We start from the raw sequence: 23467 nt of genomic DNA on the forward strand, positions 1-23467 counted from the left end.
GACCGGACGGGAGGAGACGAGTGATGAACCGACGTGACGTCCTCGCGGGCGCCGCCGCCCTCACGGCGACCACGGTCGCGGCGCGGGCCGACCGGCTGCCCCTCGGCGACCTGCCGGGCACCCGCTATCCCGACCCGCGGGTCGAGGCGCTGGACAAGCGCTTCCGCTACAAGGTCGGCAACGCCGCCATCGAACGCATCGCCACCGGCTTCCGCTGGGCCGAAGGCCCGGTCTACTTCCGGGACGGCGGCTACCTGTTGTGGAGCGACATCCCGAACAACCGGATCATGCGCTGGCTCGAGAACGGCCATGTCAGCGTCTACCGGGCCAATTCCAATTACTCGAACGGCAACACCCGCGACCGCCAGGGCCGGCTCCTCACCTGCGAGCACGACACCCGCCGGGTCACCCGCACCGAGCCGGACGGCAAGATCACGGTGCTGATCGACAAGTTCGACGGCAAGCCGCTCAACGCCCCCAACGACGTCGTGGTGGCCTCCGACAACGCGGTCTGGTTCACCGATCCGGGCTACGGCATCGACGGGTTCTACGAGGGCCACAAGGACAAGGCCGAGCTGCCGACCCGGGTCTACCGCCTCGATCCGTCGAGCGGCCAGGCAAAGGTGGTGGCGGAAGGCATCGATCGGCCGAACGGGCTCGCTTTCTCGCCCGACGAGAAGATCCTCTACGTCGTCGATAGCGGCCTGACCCATGGCGGGCGCTCGAACATCCGCGCCTTCAACGTCGAGGGCGACCGCCTCACCGGCGACCGGGTCTTCGCGGAGGGCTTCGCGCCGGGCTTCACCGACGGGGTGCGCACCGACGTCGACGGCAACGTCTGGTGCTCGATGGGCTGGGCCGACCCGAAGGAGGACGGGGTACGCTGCTACACGCCGTCCGGCGACCTCATCGGCAAGATCCACCTGCCGGAGACCTGCGCCAACCTGTGCTTCGGCGGGCCGAAGAAGAACCGTCTGTTCATGGCGGCGAGCACGTCGATCTACGCGGTGTATGTGGAGACGCAGGGGGCGATGGTGCCGTAGCGTCGAGAGGGCTCATCGGCCGCCGCGCCTGAACCCTCCCCCTGTGCGGGGGAGGGTGGCGAGCGGAGCGAGCCGCGAGAGGGGAGCTACGCGTCCGGAGAGATCGCGGCCGTCCTGACGGGCGGCCTATCCGGCATCGTCGCGCTGCCCCTCTCCCGCCCGGCCTCCGCCGCCCGACCCTCCCCCCGCAGAGGGGGGAGGGTCGGGCGCGCGGCGCCCGACGGTCTAATCCCGATCGACCAGCTAGAAATTCACCCGATCCCCGCCCTTCAGCGCCAGGATCTCGCGCGCTTCGTCCGGGCTGGCGATCTCCAGCCCCAGCCCCTCGATGATCTGGCGGGCCTTCGCGACCTGCTGGGCGTTCGACTCAGCCATCTTGCCGGGGCCGATCCACAGCGAATCCTCCAGGCCGACCCGGACGTTGCCGCCGAGGGCGATCGCCTGGGCGGCGATGGGGAGCTGGTTGCGACCCGCACCCAGCACCGACCAGCGGTAATCGTCGCCGAACAGCCGGTCGGCGGTGCGCTTCATGTGCTGGACGTCCTCCGGATGCGGGCCGATGCCGCCGAGGATGCCGAACACGCTCTGGACGAAGAAGGGCGGCTTGATCACGCCGCGATCGGCGAAGTGCGCCAGCGTGTAGAGATGGCCGATATCGTAGCACTCGACCTCGAACCGGGTGCCGTTCTCGGCGCAGGTGGTCAGGATGTGCTCGATGTCCGCAAAGGTGTTCCTGAAGATCCGGTCGCGCGATCCCGCGAGATAGGGCTCCTCCCAGTCGTGCTGGAAGGTCTTGAATCGCTCCAGCATCGGGTAGAGGCCGAAATTCATCGATCCCATGTTGAGCGAGGCGACTTCCGGCTTGAAATGCGCCGCGGGCCCGAGGCGCTCGTCGATGCCCATGGTCGGCGCACCGCCGGTGGTGAGGTTCACCACGCAGTTCGAGCGCTGCTTGATCACCTTGAGGAACGGCTCGAAGGCCTGGGGCGACTGGTCGGGCTTGCCGGTCTTCGGGTCGCGGGCATGCAGGTGGACGATCGCCGCCCCGGCCTCCGCCGCGCCGATCGCGGCCTCGGCGATCTCGTCCGGCGTCACCGGCAGGTGCGGCGACATCGACGGGGTGTGGATCGCGCCGGTGACGGCGCAGGTGATGACGACTTTCCGCTTGGCCATGGGTGTGTCCTCCCGAGTTTCTAGGATTGGGCGCGCTTGTGCGCCATCAGCGCGGCGAGGCGCGCGTCGCGGCGGCGGCTGCGCTCCGCCGGCGGGGCGGGGTCGGGGCCGCCGCCCCAGGCGGCGACGATGCGGGCGGCGCTCTCCGGCGACCAGACCGAGGCCGGGGCCGGATCGGCGGCGAGGCGGCCGTAGAAGCCGCCGTAGCGGGCGGCGTAGTCGGCGACACCGCCCGGCGCGTTGAGGTCGATGGTGGCGAAGGGCCCCAGGAACGACCAGCGCAACCCCAGGCCCTCGGCCACGGTCCGGTCGAGGTCGGCGGGGCTGACCACGCCCTCGGCGACGAGGCGGAACGCCTCCGACAGGAGCGCGCCCTGCAGGCGGTTGAGCACGAAGCCCTCGACCTCGCGGTTCACCGTCACCGGCGCCTGGCCGGCGGCCTCGTAGAGGGCGCGGGCGCGCTCCACCACCGCCGGATCGGTCCAGGGCGCGCCGCAGAGCTCCACCACCGGCACCAGGTGCGGCGGGTTCACCGGATGGCCGACGAGGCAGCGGGCGCGGCCCGCGAGGTTTTCCGTGAACAGCGAGGCGACGATGGCCGAGGTCGAGGAGGCGAGGATCGTCTCCGGCCCGCTCACGGCGTCGAGTTCGGAAAACAGCGCGCGCTTCGCCTCCACGGTCTCGGGGCCGTTCTCCTGCACGAGGTCGGCCCCGGCCACCGCCTCCGCCAGGGTGGCGCAGGTGCGGATCCGTGCGAGCGCCGCCGGCGCATCCGCCACGAGGCCGTGGCCCTCGAGCTGGCGCAGCGCCTCGGCGATGTGGCCCGGCGCGGCGGCCAGGGCCCCGGGATGGAGATCGGTGAGGCGGACGGAGAAGCCGGCCCGGGCGAAGACCACGGCCCAGGACCGGCCGATCAGCCCGGCCCCGACAACCGCGACGGTCGGCATCGTGGAAGAATCCTCCGGGCGCGTCACGGCGCGGCCGATCGCCGGTGCGGCGCGGAGGGGAAGCCTTGTCTCATGGTGCGTGTCCTGCCCGGTCTCGCGTCACGGTCGTTGGGGTTGCCGTGATCTGTGATCACACTTAGGCTCGCACCAAACCGCGCGCCTGTCGAGATGCCGAAGAGGCATCAGCAGGCCCTGGCAAGCAGCGGGACATGTGGGGAGGCGGCGTTGGGGAGCATCGCCCGGATCGGCCGCGTGGCGCATGCCACCCTGGGCGCGCAGGCCTACGAGTCGTTGCGCGACCTCTTGATCGCCGGCGAGCTGGCGCCGGGGGAGCGGCTGTCGCTGCGCACCCTCGCCGAGCGGCTCGGCACCTCGGTGATGCCGGCGCGGGAGGCGGTGTCGCGCCTCGTCGCCGACGAGGCGCTGGAGGTGCTGCCGAACCGCGCCGTGCGCGTCCCCGTCCTCACCCTCGGCACCTTCCGCGAGCTGACCCGGGTGCGCATCGCCGTCGAGGGCTTCGCGGCGGCAGAGGCGGCGCGGGCCGTGGGGCCCGGCGATCTCGGGGCGATCCGCGCCCACGACGCGGCGTTCCGCAGTGAGGTCCTGGCGCCCGAACCCGACCTGGAGCAGGCGATGCGGGCGAATCGCGACCTGCATTTCGCGGTCTACCGGGCCGCCGGACTGCCCGCCCTCGTCGCCATCGTCGAGGGCTTGTGGCTGCGCATCGGCCCGGTGCTCAACCTCGACCTGCGCTCCTCGCGCCGGCGCCTCGCCGAGGGCGGCGCGCAGGTGCACCACGCCCGCCTGGTGGCGGCGCTCGCCGCCGGCGACCCGGAGGGTGCCCGTGCGGCGCTCGCCGCCGACATCGCCGGCAGCGCGGACTTCATCGAGACCACCGGGCGCCTCACGCCCTGAACGGGCGCCCCGGGAGAACGGAGAACCCACATGGATATGGGATTGAGCGGCCTGAAGGTGCTGGTCACCGCGGGGGCCGGCGGCATCGGCCTCGAAGTGGCGCAGGCCTTCGTGGAGGAGGGCGCGCGAGTCCATGTCTGCGACGTCGACCGCGAGGCCCTGGCAGCCCTGCCGGCCGGGATCACCGGCACCCATGCCGACGTCGCCTCGCGCGAGGACGTCGCCCGGCTGTTCGCCGAGGCGCAAGGCGCGCTCGGCGGGCTCGATTGCCTGGTCAACAATGCCGGCATCGCCGGGCCGACCGGCCGCGTCGAGGACATCAACCCGGAGGACTGGGACCGCACCCTCGACATCTGCATCACCGGGCAGTTCAACTGCGTGCGTTTGGCGGTGCCGCTGCTGCGCCGAAGCGCCAACCCGTCGATCGTGAACCTGTCCTCGGTGGCCGGTCGCTTCGGCTTCCCGCTGCGCACGCCCTACGCGGCGGCGAAATGGGCGGTGGTCGGCTTCACCAAGTCGCTGTCGCGGGAACTCGGGGCCGACGGCATCCGGGTCAACGCGGTCCTGCCCGGCATCGTCGCCGGCGACCGCCAGCGCCGGGTGCTGGAGGCGAAGGCCCAGCAGCGCGGGATCAGCTATGCCGAGATTGAGGCGGCGGCCTTCGCGGCGGCCTCGATCAAGGATTACGTCACCGCCCGCCAGCTCGCCGACCAGATCCTGTTCCTGGCCTCCCCGCGGGGCAAGACCATCTCGGGCCAGGCGCTGGCGGTGGATGGCGACCTGCAGATGCTGACGTAGTCGCGGCCCCCTCTGCACGACGCCGGCAGACCCGGTGCCGCCGGGCTGCCGCTCCGTCGTAGGCCCCTCCCTGTCCCGGACGGCGGCAACGAAGCGGACGGAGATCCGGGTCCGCATGGGAAATCGCGAGGCGCCTGCACGTCCGAACCGTGCAAAGCCGCGTCGCGGCACGTTTCCCCTCAATCCCGGGTCTCCTTGCGCTGACGCTTCGGTCGTCCGGGAAAGGGGAGCTGGATTTCGACGGCCGCGGGCCCGTCGCTACCGTATCTCTCAGTCTTGTATCGTGTCGCCGCGGGCGATTCCGCGCTCGCGACGGCCTCGATCCCTCAGGGTCGGTGTCCGCTCGACAAACCCATGTCGAGCCCTGTGCTTACGGCAGCCACCGCGCCAGGAATCCCCCCACCGCCAGGGCGAACACCGCCCACGGCCCGAGCACCAGCCAGATCGGATGCGGGCCGGTCTCGTCCCTCGTCTTCACGTCGTCCAGGATCATCGCGGCCCCCGCCGATTCGTCGCTGACGGCAGGAAGCCCCGCGATTATGGTTGGACGGGGGAAGCTTGACCGCTGTGGCTTGCGTCAGGCTGGGCGATCCTTCGGAGCCCGCGCCGCCACGGGGCGCGGACGCGCCGCGTCGAGGGCGTAGAGCGCCAGTCCCGCCCAGATCAGCCCGAAGACCATCGCCCGGGACGGCGGCAGCGATTCGCCGTAGGCGAGCACGCTCAAGGCGAGCAGGCCCGAGGGCGAGATGTATTGCAGCAGGCCGATCGTCGAGAGCTTGAGGCGGGAGGCGGCGGCGGCGAACCACATCAGCGGCACCGCGGTGGTGATGCCGGTGAGCATCAGCAGCAGCCACTGCGCGGTGCCCTGGCCGGGCGGGGTGGGGGCGACCGCGAGGTAGACGAGCGCCAGCGGCAGGAGTGCGATCGTCTCGGCGCCGAGACCGAGGATCGGGTCGATCGGCACCAGCTTGCGGATCAGGCCGTAGATCGCGAAGCTGATCGCCAGCGCGAGGGCGACCCACGGCAGGCTGCCGGCCGCCACCACCGCAGCGACGACGCCGAGGGCGGCGAGCGCCACCGCGGCGAGCTGGAGCGGGCGCAGGGATTCGCGCAGCACCAGGGCGCCGAGGGCGACGTTGACCAGCGGGTTGATGAAGTAGCCGAGGCTCGCATCCAGCATCCGCCCGTTCTGGACCGCCCACAGGTACAGCGACCAGTTGCCCGCGATGAGGAGCGCGGAGAGCAGCAGGAAGGCGTGGCGGCGCTCCAGCCGGATCCGGGGTCCGCGGCGCAGCAGGCGCAGGGCCGCGAGCAGCACGGCGATGAACAGGCTCGACCAGACGATGCGGTGGGCGAGGATGCCCCAGGCCGGCACCCCGTCGAGCAGGCGGAAATGCACCGGGACGACGAGGCCCCAGCTCAGGAAGGCGCCGAGCGCGTACAACAGACCCACGGATGTTTCCCCCGGGCGGCACGCGCCCGCGGTTTGTGTGCCGCAGGCGCCCGGGCCCGGCTACGGTCCGGGGCGGGGGGCCGTCCCCCGCCCGGCGCGGGGCTCCCGGGGTCGGGCCCGCCGGTCAGGCCCGGAGGAAGCGCTCCAGGATGGCGAGCGTCGCCTGCGGATTCTCCTCGGCGACGAAATGGCCGGACGGGACGATCTCGAAGGTGGAGTCCGCCGGCGCGAAGGTGCCGGTCCAGGCCTGCCGCACCGGGTCGAGGCCGGACCTGCCGACGAAGCGGTCGGCGACCAGCACCAGGACCGGGCCGGCGAGGCGGCGCCCCGCAGCGAGGTCGGCCTCGTCGGCGGCACGGTCGGGGCCGGCCCCGGCGCGGTAATCCTCGCAACTCGCGTGGATCCGCTCGGGCACGTTCCAGCTCTGGCGGTAGAGGTCGAGGGCGCCGGGGGCGAAGGCATCGAGGGTGCCGTCGCCGGTCCAAAGCCGCAGGAGGTCCTCGTAATAGGGGATCGGGGCCTTGCCGATCTCCCGCTCGGGAACCGGAGCGGGTTGCGCCAGGAAGCGCCAATGCGGGTAGGCGCCGGGCTCCCGGTCCATCGTCCGCCATTGCGAGACCGTGGGCAGGATATCGAGGAGGGCGAGGCGGTCGATCCGGCCCGGCTCGTCGAGGGCGAGGCGGTAGCCGACCCGGGCGCCGCGGTCGTGGCCGACGAGGCCGAAGCGGACATGGCCGAGCCGCTCCATCACGGCCACCACCTCCCGGCCCATCCGGCGCTTGGAGTAATCCTCGTGGGCGGGATCGCCGGGGGGGGCCGCCGACCAGCCGTAGCCCTTGAGGTCGAGGCAGATCACCCGGTGGGTGCGGGCCAGCGCCGGGGCGATCCGGTGCCAGCAGGCATGGGTCTGGGGAAAGCCGTGCAGCAGCACGAGGGGCGGGGCGTCCTCCCGGCCGCCGGCCCGGGCGAAGAAGCGCCCGTCGGGCAGGTCGATCCAGTGCGAGGTGAAGCCGGGAAACAGGTCGGCGGGCATCGGGCGCTCCCCAGGGACTTTTTCGTCAGACCCCGGGGTAACGCACGAATACGGCTCAGGTCTCCCGCGCCACCGCGCGCCAGCCGATGTCGCGGCGGCAGAAGCCCTCCGGCCAATCGATCCGGTCGAGGGCGGCATAGGCGCGTGCCTGCGCCTCCCGCACGTCGCGCCCCAACGCCGTGACGGCCAGCACCCGGCCGCCATCGGCGACCAGCCGCTCGCCGTCGCGCCTGGTACCGGCCTGGAATACCAGGGCGCCGGCGCCTTCCGCCTCGGACAGCCCGCGGATCTCCGAGCCCCTGGCGACGGTGCCGGGATAGCCGGGCGCGGCCATGATCACGGTCAGGGCCACCGCGTCGCGCCAATCCGGCGTCATGCCCGAGAGGTCGCCGTCGGCAGCGGCCGTGAGCAACGGCACCAGATCCGAGGCGAGGCGCGGCATCAGCACCTCGCATTCGGGGTCGCCGAAGCGGGTGTTGTACTCGATCAGCATCGGCCCATCGGCGGTCAGCATCAGACCGGCATAGAGGATGCCGGAGAACGGCGTGCCCCGCGCCCGCATCCCGTCGAGGGTCGGGCGGATGATCCGCTCCATCACCTCGGACTCCAGCGCGGGGGTCAGGACCGGGGCGGGGGAATAGGCCCCCATGCCGCCGGTATTCGGCCCCCTGTCGCCGTCATGGACGCGCTTGTGGTCCTGCGCGGTGCCGAGCAGCACGGCGCGGGTGCCGTCGCAGAGGGCGAACAGGCTCGCCTCCTCGCCGACCATGCACTCCTCGATCACCACCTCGGCCCCGGCGGCGCCCATCCCGCCGCCGAGCATGGTCTCCACCGCGGCCTCCGCCTGCTCCAGCGTCTCGGCCACCACCACGCCCTTGCCGGCGGCGAGCCCGTCGGCCTTGACGACGACCGGGATCCGGCCGGCGCGCAGGTAGGCGAGCGCCGGCGCGACCTCGCGGAAGCGCGCGAATCCGGCGGTCGGGATCGAGAATTCCCGGCACAGCTCCTTGGTGAAGGCCTTCGAGCCTTCGAGCTGGGCCGCCGCGGCATTCGGCCCGAAGGCCCGGATGCCGGCCGCGCCGAGGGCATCGACGAGGCCCGCCACCAGGGGCGCCTCGGGGCCGACCACCACGAAATCGACGCCCTCGCGCCGGCAGGCGGCGATCACGGCCGCATGGTCGGCCACGTCGAGGGCGAGGTTCGTGCCGTGGGCGGCGGTGCCCGGATTGCCGGGGGCGATCAGCAGGCGCCGGCAGAGCGGGCTCTGGGCGAGCTTCCAGGCCAGCGCGTGCTCGCGCCCGCCGGAGCCGATCAGCAGGAGGGTGAGGGGGTGCTGGTCGCGCATCGCCGGTCCCGACAAGGATCTTCAGTCTCGCGCGACGTTTAGGGAAGGCCGATCCTGGCGGCAACCGGAGTGATGCGCGGGGGTCACGGGGTGCCGCAAGTCTCGGGCTCAAGCGGCGGGGCGCCCTTCCGCGGCCCGGGCCGAGCCGCTAGCCTCGTGCGCGATGTCGGCCTCCGCTTTCTCCGCCCCGATCGCCAACGTGCCCGAATGGTCGGTCACCGAACTGGCGACCGCCCTCAAGCGCACCCTCGAGGATGCGTTCGGGCATGTGCGCCTCAAGGGCGAGATCTCGGGCTATCGCGGCCCGCACGGCTCCGGCCACGCCTATTTCAGCCTCAAGGACGGCGGCGCCAAGATCGACGCCGTGATCTGGAAGGGCACGATGCTGCGGCTGCGCCACAAGCCCAAGGAGGGCCTGGAGGTCGTGGTCACCGGGCGGATCACGACCTACCCGGGCAAGTCCGCGTACCAGATCGTGGTCGATTCGCTCGAACCCGCCGGGGCCGGCGCCTGGATGGCGCTCCTGGAGGAGCGTCGGCGGCTGCTCGCGGCCGAGGGGCTGTTCGATTCAGGCCGCAAGCGGCCGGTGCCGTACCTGCCGACGGTCGTCGGCGTCGTCACCTCGCCGACCGGCGCGGTGATCCGCGACATCCTGCATCGGCTGGCCGACCGGTTCCCGCGCCCCGTCCTGGTCTGGCCGGTGCGGGTGCAGGGGGAGGGCGCGGCCGAGGAGATCGCGGCGGCGATCCGCGGCTTCAACGCGTTGGAGCCCGGCGGCGCGATCCCGCGGCCGGACGTGCTGATCGTCGCCCGCGGCGGCGGCTCGATCGAGGATCTGTGGTGCTTCAACGAGGAGATCGTGGTCCGGGCCGCCGCCGCGAGCGCGATCCCGCTGATCTCCGCCGTCGGCCACGAGACCGACGTCACGCTGATCGACCACGCCGCCGACCGGCGCGCCCCGACCCCGACCGGGGCCGCCGAGATGGCGGTGCCGGTGCTGCACGAGTTGCTGGCCGACCTCGACTCGTTGAGCCGCCGCCATGCCGGCGCGCTCCTGCGCCTCGTCGAGCAGCGACGGGGCGAGTTGCGCGGCCTCGCTCGCGCCCTGCCGGGACCCGAGGCGCTGCTGGCCCAGAAGCGCCAGCGTCTCGACCTGGCGGAGGCGCGCCTCGCCCCGGCGCTCGCCGCCAATGCCCGGGACGCGCAAGGCCGCCTCAACCGGGCGCTCCAGGGACTCGCCCGCAACCCGCCTACCTTGCGCCTCGCCCGCGCCCGCGAGCGCCTGGCGGCGATCGACCACCGGCCGCGCCACGCCCTGGAGCGGGTGCTGGCGGTGCAGGGCGAGCGGCTGAACGGGGTTTCGCGGCGGCTCGACCGAGCGCCGGGCCGGGGGCTGGAGCGCCTCGCCGGACGGTTGTCGCGGGCGACCGCCCTGTTCTCCAGCCTCAACTACCGGTCGGTGCTGGCCCGCGGCTACGCGCTGGTGCTCGACGGCGCGGGCAGACCGGTGGGCTCGGCGGACGGCGCGCGGGTGGCCGGGCGGCTGACGGTCGAGTTCGCCGACGGGCGGGTGGCGGCCACGGTCGAGGGCACACCCGCGCCCGACACGCCGCCCGAGCCGGCGCGTCCGGCCCCGCGCCGGGCGGCCAAGCGCAAGGAGCCGGCGGCGGACACGAAAAAGGCGCCGGTCGCGGGTGCTCAGCAGGGATCGTTGTTCGAGAGCTGACCCGCTTCGAACCCTCCCCCGTCTGCGGGGGAGGATGCCCTGCCAAGCGGGGCGGGAGAAGGGACGCCGTTTCCGAAGATGTCGCAACCGTAGTGGCGGGCGCCGTCTCGATCAGCGTCGCGCCGCCCCTCTCCCGGCTCACTTCGTTCGCCACCCACCCCCGCAGAGGGGGGAGGGCTTAATCGCGCTCTTTTTCAGAGCACAGGTCTTATACCATCGGCCCAGGATGCCGACGCGGCGGGCCGATGGCCCATCTCGAGCTTTCGATGCCAAGCCAAAGGCTTGACAAGCATTCGAGAACGAAACCAAGGGTCGTTTTCAACAACCATTGGTATCAATACTCGTCGTCATCCTCGTCCTGCTCGCCCTTGCGCATCGGCTTGAGGCGGGCGAAGACCGAATCGGCATCCACGCGCTCGTCGCGGCCGGGGCGGCGATCCTCGTCGCGGTCCTCGGGCTCGGGCAGGACCGAGAGCTCGGGCGGCATCAGGGTGGCGCCGCCCTCGGCGGACTCGACCAGCGGGCGGTCCTTGGCGGCGCGCTGGACCTCGAAATCGAGGTCGATCTGCGAGCACAGGCCGAGGGTCACCGGGTCCATCGGCTGCAGCGAGCCGGAATTCCAGTGGGTGCGCTCGCGGATCTGCTGGATCGTCGACTTGGTGGTGCCGACGAGGCGCATCACCTGCGCGTCCTTCAGCTCCGGGTGGTTGCGCAGCAGCCACAGGATGGCGTTCGGCCGGTCCTGGCGGCGCGACAGGGGAGTGTAGCGCGGGCCCTTGGTGCGCTTGACCTCGGGCAGCTTCACCTTCGACACCGCGACCTTCATGCGGTGGTTCGGGTTGACTTGCGCCCGCTCGATCTCCTCGCGGGTGAGCTGGCCGGTCGAGACCGGGTCCAGGCCCTTGATGCCGGCCGCCACCTCGCCGTCCGCGATGCCCTTCACCTCGAGGGGGTGCAGCTTGCAGAAATCGGCGATCTGATCGAAGGACAGCGACGTGTTCTCGACGAGCCAGACGGCCGTCGCCTTCGGCATCAACGGTCCCTGGGACATTCCACACCTCCTCGGGGCGCTCCCGCGGGAGCGCGAAGCCGCCCATCCGGGAAGCGGCCAGTCAAACACGGGCCCCTCGGCGGCGACAGGGCGCCCGTGGCGGAACCGGGAGGTCCCGCCGGCGTCCCGGGATATCAGGACGGCCTGTCTCACGCTGTGAGGGAATCGTCCGTTATATAGGCGCGTCGCCGGCCCGGCGCAAACCGCTTTCGCAGGCCGAAGCTCCCGGGTCGAAAGAAGATGTCGTTGCTTGAAGCGCGAAAAGCCCGTCGGCGGGAACCGGCGGGCGGAATTCGGTCGACGGGTCGCCGATCAGACGAACAGGCTCGAGACGCTCGACTCCTCGGCCGTGCGCCCGATCGCCTCGCCGAGGAGCGGCGCGATGGTGACGACCCGGATGTTGCGGGCGAGCTTGACCGCGGCGGTCGGCTGGATCGAGTCGGTGATCACCAGTTCCTTGAGCTTCGAGGAGGCGATGCGCGACACCGCGCCCCCCGAGAGCACGCCGTGGGTGATGTAGGCCGAGACGTCCTTGGCGCCCTTGGCGAGCAGGGCTTCGGCGGCGTTGACGAGGGTGCCGCCGGAATCGACGATGTCGTCGACGAGGATGCAGGAGCGGCCCTCGACCTCGCCGATGATGTTCATCACCTCCGACTCGCCGGGCCGGTCGCGGCGCTTGTCGACGATGGCGAGCGGCGCGTCGATGCGCTTGGCGAGGGCGCGGGCGCGGACCACGCCGCCGACGTCGGGCGACACCACCATCATGTCGGCGGGGTCCATCCGCTCCTTGATGTCGCGCACCATCACGGGGGCGGCGAACAGGTTGTCGGTCGGGATGTCGAAGAAGCCCTGGATCTGGCCGGCATGCAGGTCGAGGGTCATCACCCGGTCGGCGCCGGCCTCGGTGATGAGGTTGGCCACCAGCTTGGCCGAGATCGGGGTCCGGCCCGAGGTGCGCCGGTCCTGCCGGGCATAGCCGAAATAGGGAATCACGGCGGTGATCCGCCGCGCCGAGGAGCGCCGCGCGGCGTCGATCATGATGAGCAGTTCCATCAGGTGATCGTTGGCCGGGAACGACGTCGACTGGACGATGTACACATCCTCGCCGCGCACGTTCTCCTGGAGCTCGACGAAGATCTCCATGTCGGCGAAGCGGCGCACCGAGCAGACCGCCAGCGGCTTCTCGAGATAGGCCGCGATCGCCTCGGCCAGCGGGCGGCTCGCATTGCCGGCGACGATCTTGATCGAGGATTTCATCGTGCTTCCATCGTGGCCCGCGCCGCGAGCCCCGGCGCTGCCGCGCGATCAGCGACCGCGCGCCGGGGGGAGGGAGGATCGCATCGAGCTTGGCGCGATTGCGGGCCCCTCGCGCGACGATGCTCTGGTGTGACGGGCGAGGCTCTTACCAGTGCCGGGATACCGTCACAATGCTTTCATGCGCGCAAGGCCGCGCAAGCCTCCGGCTTTCACCCGCACGGTGACTGCAACGTTACGGCCGCGCACTGCGTCTCAGGGCTGCAGCAGCCGGTGGAGATGCACGATGAAGTAGCGGGTCTGGGCGCTGTCGACGGTCTGTTGCGCCTTGGCCTTCCAGGCCATGGCGGCGCTGGCATAGTCGGGGAAGATGCCGACCACGTCGAGCTTCGAGAGGTCGCGGAAGGTGACGCTGTCGAGGTCGGTCAGCTCGCCCCCGAACACCAGGTGGAGGAGCTGCTTCGGCTCCTGGGAGTTCGCCGGCGTGGTGTTGCCCGGGTTGCTCATGCGCATCGTCTCCGCGTGCCGCCATGATGCCGCTCCGCGGTCTCCGGCGGGACGGCGCCTGCCCGGCGGGCAGGCGCCGAGCGGCGTCGCAAACGCCGGGCGCCGCGTCAAGCCGGATCATGGTGCGGTGCACCCGCGACCATGACCCGGCCCGCGGCCGTCAGGCGGCGTCGAGGGTGGGATAGTCGATGTAGCCCTCGGGGCCCTGGCTGTACCAGGTCTTGTAATTGTCCTTGGCGAGGGCCGCGCCCTTGGCGATCCGCTCCGGCAGGTCCGGGTTGGCGATGAAGGTCCGGCCGAAGGCGATCGCGTCGGCGCGGCCCTCGTCGAGGGCGGCCTGTCCCTTCGGGCCGTCATAGTCGGAGTTCAGCACCAGGGGCCCGCGGAACGCGGCCTTGATCGCCGGCGCCACGGCCGGGCGGGCGGCCTTGCCGAAGGTGCCGTTCGGGCCCGGCTCGCGCAGCTCGAGGAAGGCGACGCCGATCCCCGACAGCGCGGCGGCGGCGGCCGGGAACAGCGCCTCGGGCTCGGGATCGTCGACACCCTGGATCGGCTCGTTCGGCGACAGGCGCACGCCGGTGCGGTCGGCCCCGACGGTGTCGGACACCGCGCGGGCGACCTCGGACAGGAGACGGATGCGGTTCTCGACGGAGCCGCCGTAGCGGTCCTGGCGCAGGTTGCTGCCCGAGCGGAGGAACTGGTCGATGAGGTAGCCGTTCGCGGCGTGGATCTGCACCCCGTCGAACCCGGCCTCGATCGCGTTGCGGGCGGCCTTGGCGTAATCCTCCAGGAGCCGCGGGATCTCGTCCTCGCGCAGCGCCCGCGCCTCGGCATAGGGCTTCTTGCCCTCGTAGGTGTGGGCCTGGTCGGGTGCCGTGGTGGCCGAGGCCGAGACGGGGGCCTGGCCGCCGAGGAAGTCGGGATGGACCACCCGGCCCATGTGCCAGAGCTGCGCGACGATGCGCCCGCCGGCGCCGTGCACCGCGGCGACCACCGGCTTCCAGGCCTCGACCTGCTCTGCCGACCACAGGCCCGGGGCGAAGGGCCAGCCGGTGCCTTCCTGCGAGATGCCGGTGGCCTCGCTGATGATCAGGCCGGCGCCGGCGCGCTGGCGGTAATACTCGGCCATGATCGGGGTCGGCACGTGGGTGCGCGAGGCGCGGCCGCGGGTCAGCGGCGCCATCAGGATGCGGTTCGGCGCCACGATGGCACCGAGCTGGATCGGGTCGAACAGGGAAGGCACTGAGATGAATCTCCGGATCGAGCCCGGCTTCAAGGGCCGGGCGATGCGGGGGTGATGTGGGCGCTGCAGCGCAGCAGACCAGGGCCGGAGCCGGCAGCCCGGATCGCGATGTGCGCTGCCTCACCTCGCAACGAGGATCGGGCCTCGGGCGCGCTCACGACTTGTCCATCTTCTCCTTGGCGTCCGACACCGCCTTCATGCAGCCGGCCTCGTCGCCCTTCTTGTCGAGCTCCCGGGCGCGGTTGAGGCTGGCGCGCGCCTCCATCACGCCGGTGCCGCCGCCGCTGGCCTTGGCGACGTCGGCGGTGGCCTGCGTCTCGGCGGAACCGGGGGCGGGGCCCTTCGGGAGGGCGGAGGGGCTGGTGCCCTTCTCGGTCGCGGCCTCGGCCTGCGCCTCCCGCCGGGAGGCCACCTCCTTGCCGCCGCTCGAGGCCGCGATGGTCTCGCGGCCCTTCTCGGTCAGGCGCGGCTCGAGCGACGAGATCTCGGTGCTGCAGGCGCCGGCGACGGCCGGGCCGGCGAGACATGCGATCATTCCGGCGGCGAGGATGAGCTTCATGGCGTTCTCTCCCATCGTTGAGCGTGGCAGGCGCCAAACCTTCGTCGTGAGCTTTGGCGTCGCGAGCCTTGGTCGCGAACACCGGCCCGGGGGCGGGGGTTCCGGCGAGGCGGGCCAGAAAAAAGGACCGCCCCCGGGCGGGGAGGCGGTCCTTCCTGTCTCGAAGGTCCGCGGGGCCCGGACCGGCCCCGCGGATCCCGTCACGCGCTCAGCTTGTCGCGCATCGGCAGCTGGCGGATGCGCCGGCCGGTCGCCGCGAAGATCGCGTTGGCGATGGCGGGCGCCACCGGCGGCACGCCGGGCTCGCCGACGCCGCCGAGGGGCTTGTCCCAGCCGCCGCCCTGCACGAGGTGCACGTTGATGATCTTGGGCGCCTCGTTGATCCGGGTCAGCTCGTAGGTGTCGTAGTTGTCCTGGACGGCGCGGCCGTTCTTGAAGGTGATCTGGGCGGTGAGCGCGAGGCCCATGCCCATCACCACCGCGCCTTCGAGCTGCGAGCGCACCCGCTCCGGGTTGACCTGCTGGCCGCTGTCGATCGCGATGTCGACCCGCTGGACGGTGACCTCGCCCTTCGGCCCGACCTCGACCTCGGCGACAGCCGCCGTGTAGGTCACGAAGCTGTAATGCGCCGCGATGCCGAGGCCGCGGCCCTTTTCCACCTTGCGGCCCCAGCCGGCCCCCTGCGCCACCGTCTCGATCACGTTGCGCAGGCGCCCCGTGTCGTAGGGATAGCGCGAGGGATCCTCGCCGTAGTTCCAGGCATCGCCCATCTTGACCGGATCGATGATCCGGGCCGGGCCGATCACGTCGAGGAGGTAGTCCTTCGGGTCGCGGCCGGCCATGTGGGCCAGCTCGGCGAGGAACGACTGCACCGCGAAGGCCCGCGGGATGTTCGACACCGAGCGGAACCAGCCGATGCGCACGTGGGCGTCGGCGGGCGGGTTCTCCATCCGCATGTTGGGGATGGCGAACGGCACGTTGACGAGGCCCATCCCGAGCTCGATCGGGATCTGCTCGTTGGCGCCGGCGACGAAGGTCGAGCCGATGGTCGGGGCCGCGCTGCGGTGCAGCCAGGCGATCGGCATGCCCTTGTCGTCGAGGCCGGCCTCCAGCCGCTCCATCGAGACGGTGTGATAGTAACCGTGATGGAGGTCGTCCTCGCGGGTCCAGGTCATCTTGACCGGGGCGCCGTCCACCGCCTGCGAGCAGAGCGCCGCCTCGACGAAGTAGTCGGGCTTCGACTTGCGGCCGAAGCCGCCGCCGAGCAGCGTCACGTTGACCGTGACGTTCTTCGGGTCGAGGTTGAGGCGCTTGGCGATCCGGTCGCGGGCGGCCTGGGGCGACTGCACGCAGCCCCACGCCTCGACCTTGCCGTCCTTGGCGACCCGCACGGTGGCGGCCGGCGGCTCCATCGGGGCCTGGACGAGGTGGGGGATGTAGTACTCGGCCTCGAGGCGCTTGACCGCCTTCTTCATCGCGGCGTCGACGTCACCTTCCTGGCGCACCACCTTGCCGGGCTTGCGCACGGCCTGTTCGAGGGTGGCCCGGTAGGCGTCCGAATCGTACGCAGCGTTCGGTCCGTCGTCGAAGGTGGGGTTCAGGGCCTCGCGGCCCTTGATCGCCGCCCAGGTGTTGCGGGCGATGACCGCGACGCCGCCGGTCGGCATGAACTCGTAGGGCGGGGCCGGCGGATCGATGGTCACGACCTTGACGACGCCCGGCACCTTCATGGCCGCGGCTTCGTCGAACGTCTTGACCTTGCCGCCGAAGACCGGCGGGCGGGCGACCACGGCGTAGAGCATGCCCTCGACGCGGGTATCGAGGCCGTACTGCGCCTTGCCGGTGGTGATGCCGGCATTGTCGATGAGCCCGATGCGGCCCTTGCCGATGTAGCGGAAGGCCGAGGGGTCCTTGAGCTTGACGCCCGCGCGGTCCGGCACCGGCATGCTGGCCGCCGCCTGCGCCACCTCGCCGAAGCCGATCCGGCGGCCGGTCTTGGCGTGGACGAGGGCGTGGTTCTCGGCCGAGACCTCGCCGGCCGGCACGTTCCACTGCTTGGCGGCGGCCTCGACCAGCATCGTGCGGGCGGCGGCACCGGCACGGCGCAGCGGCATGAAGAAGTGCCGCAAGCTGCGCGAGCCGTCGGTGTCCTGGTTGCCGAAGCGCTCCTCGTCGCCGTGCGCCTGGGCGACCTTGACCTTGGCCCAGTCGGCGTCGAGCTCGTCGGCGACGACGAGCGCCACCGAGGTGCGCACGCCCTGGCCCATCTCCGAGCGGGTGCAGGTCACCGTCACGGTGCCGTCGGGGGCGATCGCCACGAACAGGGTCGGGTCGTCGCGCCAGCCGTGCGGCATGCCGTCGGCGCCGAACTTCGCCGGCTCGGCGGCCGGTGCGTCCGTCGGCTTCAGCGACAGGGCGAGCACCAGGGCGCCGGCGCCGGCGAGCAGGCCGCGGCGGCTGAGCCGGCCGGGCGGGGCCTTGGCCGGAGACACGTTGGTGACGACGGAATCCGGCTCCGCGGCCGGGGCCGCGGTGACGAGAGAGGACAGGAAGGAGGAGGGATCTTGGATCACAGGCGATCTCCCTGGCCGGCCTTCGGGGTCAGCCCCGCCGCCTGCTTGATGGCGGCGCGGATGCGCGGATAGGTGCCGCAGCGGCACAGGTTGCCGCTCATCGTGCTGTCGATGTCGGCGTCGGTCGGCTTCGGGGTCTCCTTGAGGAGGGCCGCCGCCTGCATGATCTGCCCGGTCTGGCAGTAGCCGCACTGCGCCACGTTCAGCTCGCGCCAGGCCGCCTGGACCGGGTGGTTGCCGTCCGGCGACAGGCCCTCGATGGTCACGATCGGCTGGCCGTCGGCGGCCGAGACGGCGGTCTGGCAGGCCCGCACCGCGGTGCCGCCGACATGGATGGTGCAGGCGCCGCAGGCCGCGACGCCGCAGCCGAACTTGGTGCCCGTCAGGCCGAGCTCGTCCCGCAGGTACCACAGGAGCGGCATCTCGGGATCGCCGTCGAAGCGGCGCTCCTCACCGTTCACGTTGAGCTTGATCATCGTCGCCCTCCGGCTTCGGGAGGTCTGGCGGGCGCCCCGCGGACACGATTCCGGTCGCGACGCCTGCGCCTCCCCCCTCGCTTCACTCGATTCCGGGCGCCGCGGCCGTCGCGGCCCGCGCCCCGTTCCTCCCTCACGCCGCGCGCAGCGTGCCGTCTTGCTTGATTGGGCGGCCCGTCCCCCGAAAGGCCGGCCCACCTTGGCCCGAACATCAGAATGGTTTCAGGCTAGGGATGGGTAACCCGGAGTTGCGCGTATGGGCAAGACGGGCAATCGCCCTCAGGTTGCCGCGTGCGAACACGACAACGCGACCGCAACGACACCTTGCCGGGGGGCGGGTTTTCCTGTATCGGCCCAACCTCCGGTGATCCGATGCCGGGATGCCGCAATGCCGGGCGACGAGCTTGGCCCAGCGCGCTCCGGCCGGGCGATCGGAAAACACGTTTCTGCCCGTCGATCATGCGCCGGCCCGCACCCCGTTCGAGGGAGCGGCGGTTCCGAAGGCTCTCAGGGGCCGTCTCGGGACTCCGGCGGGCGGAAGCGGCCCGTTGATACGAGCCGCCGGCGCCGTCCCCCCGGATAGGGCGGGACGAAAAGGAGCATAGATGTCCGCAGGTTTGCAAGGCGCCGCGTCGAGCCGCGAGGATTTCGCCGCCCTTCTGGAAGAGTCGTTCCGCGAGCACGAGATCACGGAAGGCTCCGTGGTCAAGGGCCGCGTGGTGGCGATCGAGAAGGACGTCGCCGTCATCGACATCGGCGCCAAGACCGAGGGCCGCGTCGCCCTCAAGGAGTTCACGGGCCCCGGCCGTGACCAGCCGATCGGCGTCGGCGACGAGGTCGAGGTCTACGTCGACCGCATCGAGAACGCGCTCGGCGAAGCCGTCATCTCGCGCGACAAGGCGCGCCGCGAGGAGAGCTGGGTCAAGCTCGAAAAGGCGTTCGAGAACAACGAGCGCGTCAGCGGCACGATCTTCAACCAGGTCAAGGGCGGCTACACCGTCGACCTCGACGGCGCCGTGGCGTTCCTGCCGCGCTCGCAGGTCGACATCCGTCCGGTCCGCGACGTCACCCCGCTGATGGGTACGCCGCAGCCGTTCCAGATCCTCAAGATGGATCGCCGCCGCGGCAACATCGTGGTGTCGCGTCGTACCGTGCTCGAGGAGAGCCGGGCCGAGCAGCGCTCCGAGCTGGTGGCCAACCTCGAAGAGGGTCAGGTCATCGACGGCGTGGTCAAGAACATCACCGAGTACGGTGCGTTCGTCGACCTCGGCGGCATCGACGGCCTGCTGCACGTCACCGACATGGCGTGGCGCCGCGTCAACCACCCGTCCGAGGTGGTCAACATCGGTCAGACCGTCAAGGTCAAGATCATCAAGATCAACCACGAGACGCACCGCATCTCGCTCGGCATCAAGCAGCTCCTGGCCGATCCGTGGGAGGGCATCGCCGCCCGCTACCCGGTCAATGCCAAGCTCAAGGGCCGCGTGACCAACATCACCGATTACGGCGCCTTCGTGGAGCTGGAGCCGGGGATCGAGGGCCTGATCCACGTCTCGGAGATGAGCTGGACCAAGAAGAACGTCCATCCGGGCAAGATCGTCTCCACCTCCCAGGAGGTCGAGGTTCAGATCCTGGAGGTCGATCCGGTCAAGCGCCGCATCTCGCTCGGCCTGAAGCAGACCCTGCAGAACCCCTGGGAGGCCTTCTCCGAGAAGCACCCGCCGGGCACCGAGGTCGAGGGCGAGGTCAAGAACAAGACCGAGTTCGGTCTGTTCATCGGCCTCGAGGGCGACGTCGACGGCATGGTCCACCTCTCGGACCTCGACTGGAACCGTCCGGGCGAGCAGGTCATCGACGAGTTCAAGAAGGGCGACGTGGTGCGCGCCCAGGTTCTCGACGTCGACGTCGAGAAGGAGCGCATCTCGCTCGGCATCAAGCAGCTCGCCGGCGACCCCTTCGCCGATGCCGGTGACGGCATCCGCAAGAACCAGGTCGTCACCTGCGAGGTGCTCGAGGTCAAGGACTCCGGGATCGAGGTCAAGATCGTCGATTCCGACCTCCAGGCCTTCATCCGCCGGGCCGATCTCGCCCGCGAGCGCAACGACCAGCGCCCCGAGCGCTTCGCCGCCGGCGAGAAGGTCGATGCCCGCGTGACGCAGTTCGACCGCAAGGCCCGCCGCGTCCAGCTCTCCATCAAGGCCCTCGAGATGGCCGAGGAGAAGGAGGCGATCGCCCAGTTCGGCTCCGCCGATTCGGGTGCCTCGCTCGGCGACATCCTCGGCGCGGCCCTGAAGGCCCGCCAGGCCGACAAGAAGTAAGGGATCCGTCCGGGCCTGCCGGCCCGGACACCCTGATCGAGATCGGACGCCCGCGCGGGGACACCCCCGCGCGGGCGTTTCCATGTCCGCCTCACCCGATCGGGGAGGGGAATGAGCCCAATCCCGCTCTTGCCGCTGCGCGACGGCCGGGGGTAGAACACCCCGGGAGCGAGATGCGCCAATGACTTGCAGGCCGCGGCCGGCGATCAGGGCGCCTCGGAGGTCAGACCAGGATACGGGCGCCGCATGGCCATCGATGCCGAACTTCTCCTCGACCGGCGGTCCCTGCGCCGCAAGCTGTCCGTCTGGCGCGCGATCGGGGTCGGCGCACTGATCGTCGCTGCCGGCGCCGTCGGCTGGCGGGCGGCCGGGGGCAGGGGGCTCTCCGCCGTCACGCCGCAGATCGCCCGCATCAGCATCGACGGCTTCATCGCCGGCAGCGAGAAGACCCGCGAGCTGATGAAGCGCGTCGGCGATTCGAGCGCCGTCTCGGGCGTCGTCGTCTCGATCAACTCGCCGGGCGGCACCACCACCGGCTCGGAGGAACTCTTCCGCAACCTCCGCGCGCTCGCCGAAAAGAAGCCGATCGTCGCCTTCGTCGACGGCACGGCGGCGTCCGGTGCCTACATCACGGCGATCGCCGCCGACCACATCGTCGCCCGCGAGACCTCGCTCGTCGGCTCGATCGGCGTGCTGTTCCAGTATCCCGAGGTGTCCGGCCTCCTCGACAAGGTCGGCGTGAAGGTCGACGAGGTGAAGTCCTCGCCGCTCAAGGCCGAGCCGAGCGGCTTCCACCCGACCCCGCCGGAGGCCCGGGCCGCCCTCCAGGCGATCGTCGGCGACACCTACGGCTGGTTCAAGGACCTGGTGGCCGAGCGCCGCAAGATGAACCCCGACCAGATCAAGACGGTCGCCGACGGGCGGGTGTTCAGCGGCCGCCAGAGCGTGCCGCTCGGCCTGATCGACGAGACCGGCGGCGAGCGCCAGGCCATCGCCTGGCTCGAGCGCGAGAAGGGCGTGGCCAAGAACCTGCCGGTGCGGGACTGGAAGCCGCGCTCCGACACCCGTTTCGGCCTGTTCTCGGCCGCGGCCGCCGGCGCAGGCCTCCTCGGCTACGACGACCTCGCTGCGCGGCTGCGGCAGGCCGGAGAGGAGACGGCGAGCCTGACGCAGGGCGGCCTGCTGGCGGTCTGGCGACCGTAAGATCCGATCCCGCGCGCCTTCCGGCCAGCCCCGCCTCTCCCGAGACCGTACCGCCCATGATCAAGTCCGAGCTGGTGCTCAAGATCGCCGAACAGAACCCGCACCTGTATCAGCGCGACGTCGAGAACATCGTCAACGCCATCCTGGACACGATCGCGGATGCGCTCGCCCGGGGCGACCGGGTCGAGCTGCGCGGCTTCGGCGCCTTCTCGGTCAAGCGCCGGGAGGCGCGCCGCGGCCGCAACCCGCGCACCGGCGCCGCCGTGGCGGTGGCCGAGAAGGCGATCCCGGTCTTCAAGACCGGCAAGGAGATGCGCCTGCGCCTGAACGCCGCCGGGATCGGCGCCGACGAGCCGAGCCGGGCCGAGGTCGCCGTGAGCTGACCTGACGGTCGAGGCTGACGCCGGATCGTCCTCGCGCATGGTCCCCCTGGCGCCGGCGCGCCCGCGCGTTACAACTTTGCCCTCGGGGCACCGTCCGGCGGCCCCGATTCCCTCCGCATCACCGACGAAAGACCGGGTTTCCCGATGATCCGCTTCCTCAAGGGCCTGATCCTGCTGCCCATCGCGATCGTGGTCGTGCTGCTGGCGGTGGCCAACCGCCAACCGGTGATGCTGTCCTTCGATCCCTTCACCGACGGGACGCCGGCCTTCAGCCTGCAGCTGCCGCTTTACGCGCTGATCTTCGCCGCGGTGGCGCTCGGCGTCGTCGTGGGCGGCGTCGGCTCCTGGCTCGGGCAGGGCGACAACCGCCGCGACCGCCGTGCCAAAGGCCGCGAGCTCAACCGCCTGCGTCACGAGACCGAGCGCCTGCGCCAGAACGTCGCCGCGACCACCCCGACCATCGGCCGCACGGCACTGCCGGCCCCAGCCCATCGCGCCTGATCATGCGGTCGATCGGCGCGGACGAGATCGACGCCGCCCTCACGCCGGACCGGATGATCGACGCGCTGGCCACGGCCTTCCGGGCCGGCGCGACGGCCCCGACCCGGCATCACCACGCGATCGAGACCGCGCCGGACGGCGCCTCGCTGCTGCTGATGCCGGCCTGGACCGCCGATTACGTCGGGGTGAAGATCCTGACGCTGTTCCCGGGCAACCCGGCCAGGGGCCTCGACACGATCCAGGGCGGGGTGCTGCTCTGCGACGGCCGCGACGGCCGGCCTCTGGCGCTCCTCGACGGCGCCCGCCTGACCCTGTGGCGCACCGCCGCCGCCTCGGCGCTGGCCGCCCGCCACCTCGCCCGGGGTGATGCCGCCCAGATGGTGATGGTGGGTTCCGGCGCGCTGGCCCCGGCCCTGATCCGCGCCCATGCCGCCGTGCGGCCGATCCGCGACGTCGCGATCTGGAACCGCCGGCGCGAGGGCGCCGAACGGCTCGCCGCATCGCTCGCGGCCGAGGGCATCCCCGCCCGTCCGGTCACCGACCTGGCGGCGGCCGTGGGAGAGGCGGACCTCGTTTCCTGCGCCACCCTCTCGACCGCACCGCTGGTGCGGGGCGCTTGGCTGCGGCCCGGCACCCATCTCGACCTCGTCGGCGCCTTCACGCCGGCGATGCGCGAGGCCGACGACGCCGCGCTCCTGCGCGGACCGGTCTACGTCGACACCCCGGACGCCCTCGGGAAGGGCGGTGACGTGGCGGTGGCGATCCAGTCCGGCGCGCTCGCGCCCGCGGCGATCGCGGGCGATCTCGCAGCCTTGTGCCGGGGCGAGGCGCCCGGGCGGCGGAGCCCCGACGAGATCACGGTGTTCAAGTCGGTCGGCGCCGCGATCGAGGATCTCGCCGCCGCGGCCGCAGTGTGGGAGAGCCTGGCGCAACGGTCCTGAGCGAGAAGGCCCGGGCGGCCTCTCG

The 23467-nt window shown here is 71.6% G+C and carries 22 protein-coding genes; 9 read left to right on the top strand and 13 right to left on the bottom strand.

The window, feature by feature from the left end; translation table 11 throughout:
- Positions 1-23 precede the first annotated feature (23 nt).
- Positions 24-1043: an SMP-30/gluconolactonase/LRE family protein gene (locus G4G93_RS29190; RefSeq protein ID WP_165089909.1), complete on the top strand. Its 1020-nt coding sequence runs from the start codon at positions 24-26 to the stop codon at positions 1041-1043.
- 243 nt (positions 1044-1286) lie between these two features.
- On the opposite strand, the gene G4G93_RS29195 is transcribed toward G4G93_RS29190, so the two are convergent.
- Both G4G93_RS29195 and G4G93_RS29200 read right to left on the bottom strand, forming a co-directional pair.
- The gene (locus G4G93_RS29195; RefSeq protein ID WP_165089912.1) at positions 1287-2216 is read right to left on the bottom strand and encodes a 3-keto-5-aminohexanoate cleavage protein; all 930 of its coding nucleotides are present in this window, start codon (positions 2214-2216) and stop codon (positions 1287-1289) included.
- Positions 2217-2236: 20 nt separating this feature from the next.
- On the bottom strand, positions 2237-3163 hold the full coding sequence (locus tag G4G93_RS29200; RefSeq protein ID WP_165089914.1) for a 3-hydroxyacyl-CoA dehydrogenase: 927 nt from the start codon (positions 3161-3163) through the stop codon (positions 2237-2239).
- Between the two features lie 225 nt (positions 3164-3388).
- Between G4G93_RS29200 and G4G93_RS29205 the strand changes: the two genes are divergently transcribed.
- On the top strand, positions 3389-4078 hold the full coding sequence (locus G4G93_RS29205; RefSeq protein ID WP_246737094.1) for a GntR family transcriptional regulator: 690 nt from the start codon (positions 3389-3391) through the stop codon (positions 4076-4078).
- 30 nt (positions 4079-4108) lie between these two features.
- A complete protein-coding gene (locus G4G93_RS29210) occupies positions 4109-4876 on the top strand; it encodes an SDR family oxidoreductase (protein WP_165089919.1) in 768 nt (255 codons plus the stop codon).
- Between the two features lie 370 nt (positions 4877-5246).
- Here the strand turns inward: G4G93_RS29210 and G4G93_RS36520 are convergent, their stop codons facing one another.
- From G4G93_RS36520 to purD, 4 genes are all read right to left on the bottom strand, one after another.
- Positions 5247-5369: a hypothetical protein gene (locus G4G93_RS36520; RefSeq protein ID WP_281409754.1), complete on the bottom strand. Its 123-nt coding sequence runs from the start codon at positions 5367-5369 to the stop codon at positions 5247-5249.
- A gap of 84 nt (positions 5370-5453) precedes the next feature.
- Positions 5454-6329, bottom strand: a complete 876-nt coding sequence (gene rarD / locus G4G93_RS29215; protein WP_165089921.1) for an EamA family transporter RarD — start codon at positions 6327-6329, stop codon at positions 5454-5456.
- 124 nt (positions 6330-6453) lie between these two features.
- Positions 6454-7362: an alpha/beta fold hydrolase gene (locus tag G4G93_RS29220; protein ID WP_165089924.1), complete on the bottom strand. Its 909-nt coding sequence runs from the start codon at positions 7360-7362 to the stop codon at positions 6454-6456.
- Between the two features lie 55 nt (positions 7363-7417).
- Positions 7418-8707: a phosphoribosylamine--glycine ligase gene (purD, locus tag G4G93_RS29225; RefSeq protein ID WP_165089926.1), complete on the bottom strand. Its 1290-nt coding sequence runs from the start codon at positions 8705-8707 to the stop codon at positions 7418-7420.
- Positions 8708-8870: 163 nt separating this feature from the next.
- Between purD and xseA the strand changes: the two genes are divergently transcribed.
- Positions 8871-10433 (top strand): exodeoxyribonuclease VII large subunit, encoded by a 1563-nt coding sequence (xseA, locus tag G4G93_RS29230; RefSeq protein WP_165089928.1) that lies wholly within the window; start codon positions 8871-8873, stop codon positions 10431-10433.
- 334 nt (positions 10434-10767) lie between these two features.
- Here xseA and G4G93_RS29235 read toward each other — a convergent pair whose 3' ends face one another.
- The 7 genes from G4G93_RS29235 to G4G93_RS29265 all read right to left on the bottom strand — a co-directional run bounded on the left by G4G93_RS29235 (position 10768) and on the right by G4G93_RS29265 (position 18096).
- Entirely contained in the window at positions 10768-11484 is a 717-nt protein-coding gene (locus G4G93_RS29235) for a DUF1013 domain-containing protein (protein WP_165089931.1), read from the bottom strand.
- 312 nt (positions 11485-11796) lie between these two features.
- Complete coding sequence (locus tag G4G93_RS29240; RefSeq protein WP_165089933.1) at positions 11797-12741, bottom strand: ribose-phosphate pyrophosphokinase; 945 nt, start codon at positions 12739-12741, stop codon at positions 11797-11799.
- A 252-nt stretch (positions 12742-12993) separates the two neighbouring features.
- Positions 12994-13245 (bottom strand): DUF4170 domain-containing protein, encoded by a 252-nt coding sequence (locus tag G4G93_RS29245; protein ID WP_165089936.1) that lies wholly within the window; start codon positions 13243-13245, stop codon positions 12994-12996.
- Between the two features lie 160 nt (positions 13246-13405).
- Positions 13406-14488 (bottom strand): alkene reductase, encoded by a 1083-nt coding sequence (locus G4G93_RS29250; protein WP_165089938.1) that lies wholly within the window; start codon positions 14486-14488, stop codon positions 13406-13408.
- 154 nt (positions 14489-14642) lie between these two features.
- Positions 14643-15047 (bottom strand): hypothetical protein, encoded by a 405-nt coding sequence (locus tag G4G93_RS29255; RefSeq protein WP_165089941.1) that lies wholly within the window; start codon positions 15045-15047, stop codon positions 14643-14645.
- Positions 15048-15247: 200 nt separating this feature from the next.
- Positions 15248-17539, bottom strand: coding sequence for a xanthine dehydrogenase family protein molybdopterin-binding subunit (locus G4G93_RS29260; protein ID WP_312892293.1), 2292 nt, complete (start codon positions 17537-17539; stop codon positions 15248-15250).
- A gap of 77 nt (positions 17540-17616) precedes the next feature.
- On the bottom strand, positions 17617-18096 hold the full coding sequence (locus G4G93_RS29265) for a (2Fe-2S)-binding protein (protein WP_165089945.1): 480 nt from the start codon (positions 18094-18096) through the stop codon (positions 17617-17619).
- Positions 18097-18701: 605 nt separating this feature from the next.
- Between G4G93_RS29265 and rpsA the strand changes: the two genes are divergently transcribed.
- From rpsA to G4G93_RS29290, 5 genes are all read left to right on the top strand, one after another.
- A complete protein-coding gene (gene rpsA / locus G4G93_RS29270; RefSeq protein WP_165089947.1) occupies positions 18702-20414 on the top strand; it encodes a 30S ribosomal protein S1 in 1713 nt (570 codons plus the stop codon).
- A gap of 246 nt (positions 20415-20660) precedes the next feature.
- Positions 20661-21617, top strand: a complete 957-nt coding sequence (gene sppA / locus G4G93_RS29275; RefSeq protein WP_165089950.1) for a signal peptide peptidase SppA — start codon at positions 20661-20663, stop codon at positions 21615-21617.
- Positions 21618-21673: 56 nt separating this feature from the next.
- On the top strand, positions 21674-22000 hold the full coding sequence (ihfB, locus tag G4G93_RS29280) for an integration host factor subunit beta (protein ID WP_165089952.1): 327 nt from the start codon (positions 21674-21676) through the stop codon (positions 21998-22000).
- A gap of 144 nt (positions 22001-22144) precedes the next feature.
- Positions 22145-22501, top strand: a complete 357-nt coding sequence (locus G4G93_RS29285) for a lipopolysaccharide assembly protein LapA domain-containing protein (protein ID WP_165089954.1) — start codon at positions 22145-22147, stop codon at positions 22499-22501.
- 2 nt (positions 22502-22503) lie between these two features.
- Positions 22504-23442 carry an ornithine cyclodeaminase family protein gene (locus G4G93_RS29290; protein WP_165089956.1) on the top strand — a complete coding sequence of 313 codons (939 nt, stop codon included), beginning with the start codon at positions 22504-22506 and terminating at the stop codon, positions 23440-23442.
- The last annotated feature ends 25 nt before the right edge of the window (positions 23443-23467 follow it).

It is taken from the genome of Methylobacterium sp. DB0501 (assembly GCF_011043735.1).
Classification (GTDB): domain Bacteria; phylum Pseudomonadota; class Alphaproteobacteria; order Rhizobiales; family Beijerinckiaceae; genus Methylobacterium; species Methylobacterium alsaeris.